Source organism: Actinosynnema sp. (genome assembly GCF_052038725.1).
In genome coordinates, this window is the sequence record NZ_JBQGCX010000095.1 from 1 (window position 1) to 3,495 (window position 3,495).

At 72.8% G+C, this 3,495-nt stretch carries 3 protein-coding genes; 2 read left to right on the forward strand and 1 reads right to left on the reverse strand.

All coding sequences use genetic code 11. The annotated features are described in order from the left end of the window. Positions 1-262: 262 nt before the first annotated feature. Positions 263-694 (reverse strand): HD domain-containing protein, encoded by a 432-nt coding sequence (locus ACTUAL_RS01820; RefSeq protein WP_440899036.1) that lies wholly within the window; start codon positions 692-694, stop codon positions 263-265. A gap of 122 nt (positions 695-816) precedes the next feature. Here ACTUAL_RS01820 and ACTUAL_RS01825 point away from each other — a divergent pair, with 122 nt between their 5' ends. Further along, on the forward strand, positions 817-2,352 hold the full coding sequence (locus ACTUAL_RS01825; protein WP_440899037.1) for a chitinase: 1,536 nt from the start codon (positions 817-819) through the stop codon (positions 2,350-2,352). A gap of 85 nt (positions 2,353-2,437) precedes the next feature. Further along, the gene (locus ACTUAL_RS01830) at positions 2,438-3,478 is read left to right on the forward strand and encodes a nitronate monooxygenase (RefSeq protein WP_440899038.1); all 1,041 of its coding nucleotides are present in this window, start codon (positions 2,438-2,440) and stop codon (positions 3,476-3,478) included. The last annotated feature ends 17 nt before the right edge of the window (positions 3,479-3,495 follow it).

Below are 3,495 nucleotides of genomic sequence, written 5' to 3' on the forward strand. Positions count from 1 at the left end.
CGTTCGAGGAGTTGCGGGCGAGGACGGCTTCCAGGTCGAGGCGGGCGCTCGGGGTGTCGTAGGCGGCCAGCTCGGTGGCCAGCGCCCTCTCCCGCTTGCGCAGCTCCCGCCGGGTGGCGAAGTAGGTCCGGACGGTCTTGATGGCGTTCATGACACCTTTCGGGTCGGTCTTTCTGTATCGGTTCACCTACTATGATGCCGCACTTCAGGGCATAGATCGAGTGATCTACGCGTGAGTTGCGACGCACTGCCGGGACCCCCGTCAACGGAGCGTGTCCAGCAGGTGTACCGCGCGTGCGTACTTGGCGGCCAGGCGCTCCCTGGTGGCCTCGTCGAGCTTCGCCGTCCGCTCCGGCGAGGTGTTGTCGGCGATGTCCGCGCGCTTGACGACGACGGCCACCGGGTCGGCGACCACCCGCGCCAGGTACGCCTCCTGCGACTCGTCCGGCAGGTGGGTCAGCGCCACGACGGTGGCCACCACCTCGGGCGGGCACCCGGCGGCCAGCAGGTCCTCGGCGGTGACGGGCGTGTCCTCCAGCACGTCGTGCAGCGCCGCCGCCATCCGCGCGTGGTCGCCCTCCACCCGGCCCATCACCCGCAGCGGGTGGCCGAGGTACGGCTGACCCGACTTGTCCACCTGCCCCTCGTGGGCGTTCCGAGCGATCTCCACCGCGTTCTGCACCGTGAAAGCCATGCCCGTGATGGTCACACGTCGTCACGATCCTTGACATCCCACATTGGTCTAGTCCACTTTGGCGGTGCCCGGTCGACCGGCCGGGCGCCCGCTGACCCCACCAACCCCTGCTGAGGTGGCCTGTGGCTGGAAAGACCGCGAGGGCGCTGGGCGCCCTGACCGCGGCGGCGCTGACGATCACCGGGGCGATCCTGCTCGCCCAGGGGAGCGCGTCCGCCGCGAACCTCGTCTCCAACGCCGGGTTCGACACCGGCTCCACCAGCGGCTGGACCTGCTCCGGCAAGTCCTCCGTCGTGACCTCGCCCAAGCGCAGCGGCTCGCACGCGCTGTCCGCGACCCCCGAGGGCTCGGACAACGCCCGCTGCTCCCAGACCGTCCAGGTGCGCCCGAACACCGCCTACTCCCTGTCGGCGTGGGTCCAGGGCAGCTACGTCTACCTGGGCGTGAGCGGCACCGGCGGCGACGACAAGAACACCTGGACGCCCGGCTCCACCGGGTTCTCCGAGCTCAAGCTCAGCTTCACCACCGGCCCGAGCGCCACGACCGCGACGGTCTACCTGCACGGCTGGTACGGCCAGCCGACCTACTACGCCGACGACGTCGTCCTGGACGGCCCCGGCGGCACCCAGCCCACCACCACGACCCCGCCGGTCACCACGACCAAGCCGACCACCACCACGAAGCCGACCACGACCACCACCAAGCCCACCACCACGACGCCGCCGACCACCACGACGTCCAACAACCCCGGCCAGCCCGACCCGGCGCTGCCCAAGCACCTGCTCACCGGCTACTGGAACAACTTCGACAACGGCTCGAAGGCGCTCAGGCTCGCCGACGTGCCGCGCGCCTACGACGTCGTGGCGGTCTCGTTCGCGGACGCCGTCCCGACCAGGCCCGGCGCCGTCTCGTTCACGCTCGACCCCGGCCTCGCGGGCAAGCTCGGCGGCTACACCGACGCCCAGTTCAAGGCGGACGTGAAGACCCTCCAGTCGCGCGGCCAGAAGGTCATCATCTCGGTCGGCGGCGAGCGCGGCACCATCTCCGTCGGCGACTCGACCGCGTCGGCGAACTTCGCGAGCAGCGTCAAGGACCTGGTGGCCTCCTACGGGTTCGACGGCGTGGACGTCGACCTGGAGAACGGCGTCAACGCCACCCACATGGCCCCGGCGCTGCGCGCGATCCACGCGGCGGGCGGCAAGATCATCACGATGGCCCCGCAGACCATCGACATGCAGTCCACCGGGACCGAGTACTTCAAGCTGGCGCTCGCGGTGAAGGACATCCTCACCGTCGTCAACATGCAGTTCTACAACTCCGGCGCGATGCTCGGCTGCGACCAGAAGGTCTACTCCCAGGGCACCGTGGACTTCCTGGTGTCGCTGGCCTGCGTGCAGCTGGAGAACGGGCTGCGGCCCGACCAGGTCGGCCTCGGCCTGCCGTCCTCCGGCTCGGCCGCGGGCGGTGGCTACCAGTCGCCCGTCAACGTCAACGCCGCGCTGGACTGCCTGGCCAGGGGCACGAGCTGCGGGAGCTTCAAGCCCGCGAAGACCTGGCCCGGCATCCGGGGCGCCATGACGTGGTCGATCAACTGGGACGCCACCGCGAACTGGCAGTTCTCGAACACCGTGGCCCCGCACCTCAAGACCCTGCCGTAACGGGGGTCCACCCCGCGGGGAGGGGCGGTGGACCCCGCCCCTCCCCGCGGGCGAGCGCGCCGAACCGGACTAGCCTCCGACCATGCTGCTGGAATCGCTCCCGGTCCCGGTGATCGCCGCCCCGATGGCGGGCGGCCCGTCCACCCCCGAGCTCGTCGCCGCGGTGGGCGGCGCGGGCGGGCTCGGCTTCCTCCCGGCGGGCTACCTGACGCCCGACGCGCTGGCCGACCGCATCGCCCGCACCACCGCGCTGTCCCCCGCGCCGTTCGGCGTCAACCTGTTCGTGCCCGGCCCGGATGGCGGCGTCGAGGAGGCGCGGGCCTACCGGCGGCTGCTGGTCGAGGAGTCCGGCCTGGAGCCGGGCGAGCCGCGCTGGGACGACGACTCCTACCCGGCCAAGCTGGAGCTGCTCCTGGCGCTGCGCGTCCCGGTGGTCTCGTTCACGTTCGGCCTGCCGTCCGCCTCCGACGTCGACCGGCTGCGCGCGGCGGGGACCACCACCGTCGCCACCGTCACCACCCCCGCCGAGGCCGAGCAGGCCGCGCGGGTCGGCGTCGACGCGCTGTGCGTGCAGGGGATCGACGCGGGCGGCCACCGGGGCACCTTCGCCGACGACGGCCGCAGCCCCGGCGGCGGCGAGCTGATCGGCCTGCTCACGGCGTTGCGCCTGGTCGGCGCGCGCGTCTCGCTCCCGCTGATCGCGGCGGGCGGCATCGCGCACGGCGCGGACGTGGCCGCCGTCCTCGCCGCCGGGGCGGTCGCCGCGCAGCTGGGCACCGCGTTCCTGGCCTGCCCCGAGGCGGGCACCGCGCCCGCCCACCGGAAGGCCCTCGCCGAAGGCACCCGCCGCACCGCGCTGACCAGGGCGTTCAGCGGCAGGCCTGCGCGCGGGCTGGTCAACCGGTTCCTCACCGAGCACACCCCGCACGCCCCGGCCGCCGACCCGAGGGTGCACCACCTGACCAAGCCGATCCGCGCGTCCGGCGACCCCGAGCTGATGTCGATGTGGGCCGGGCAGGCGTACCCCCTGGCCCGTTCGGTCCCGGCCGCCCCGCTGGTCGCCGACCTGAACGCGCAGGCCGTCGAGGCGCTCGCGCGGGCCAACGCGCGGATTCGCCCGCTCTAGCGACGCCCGCGCGGTGA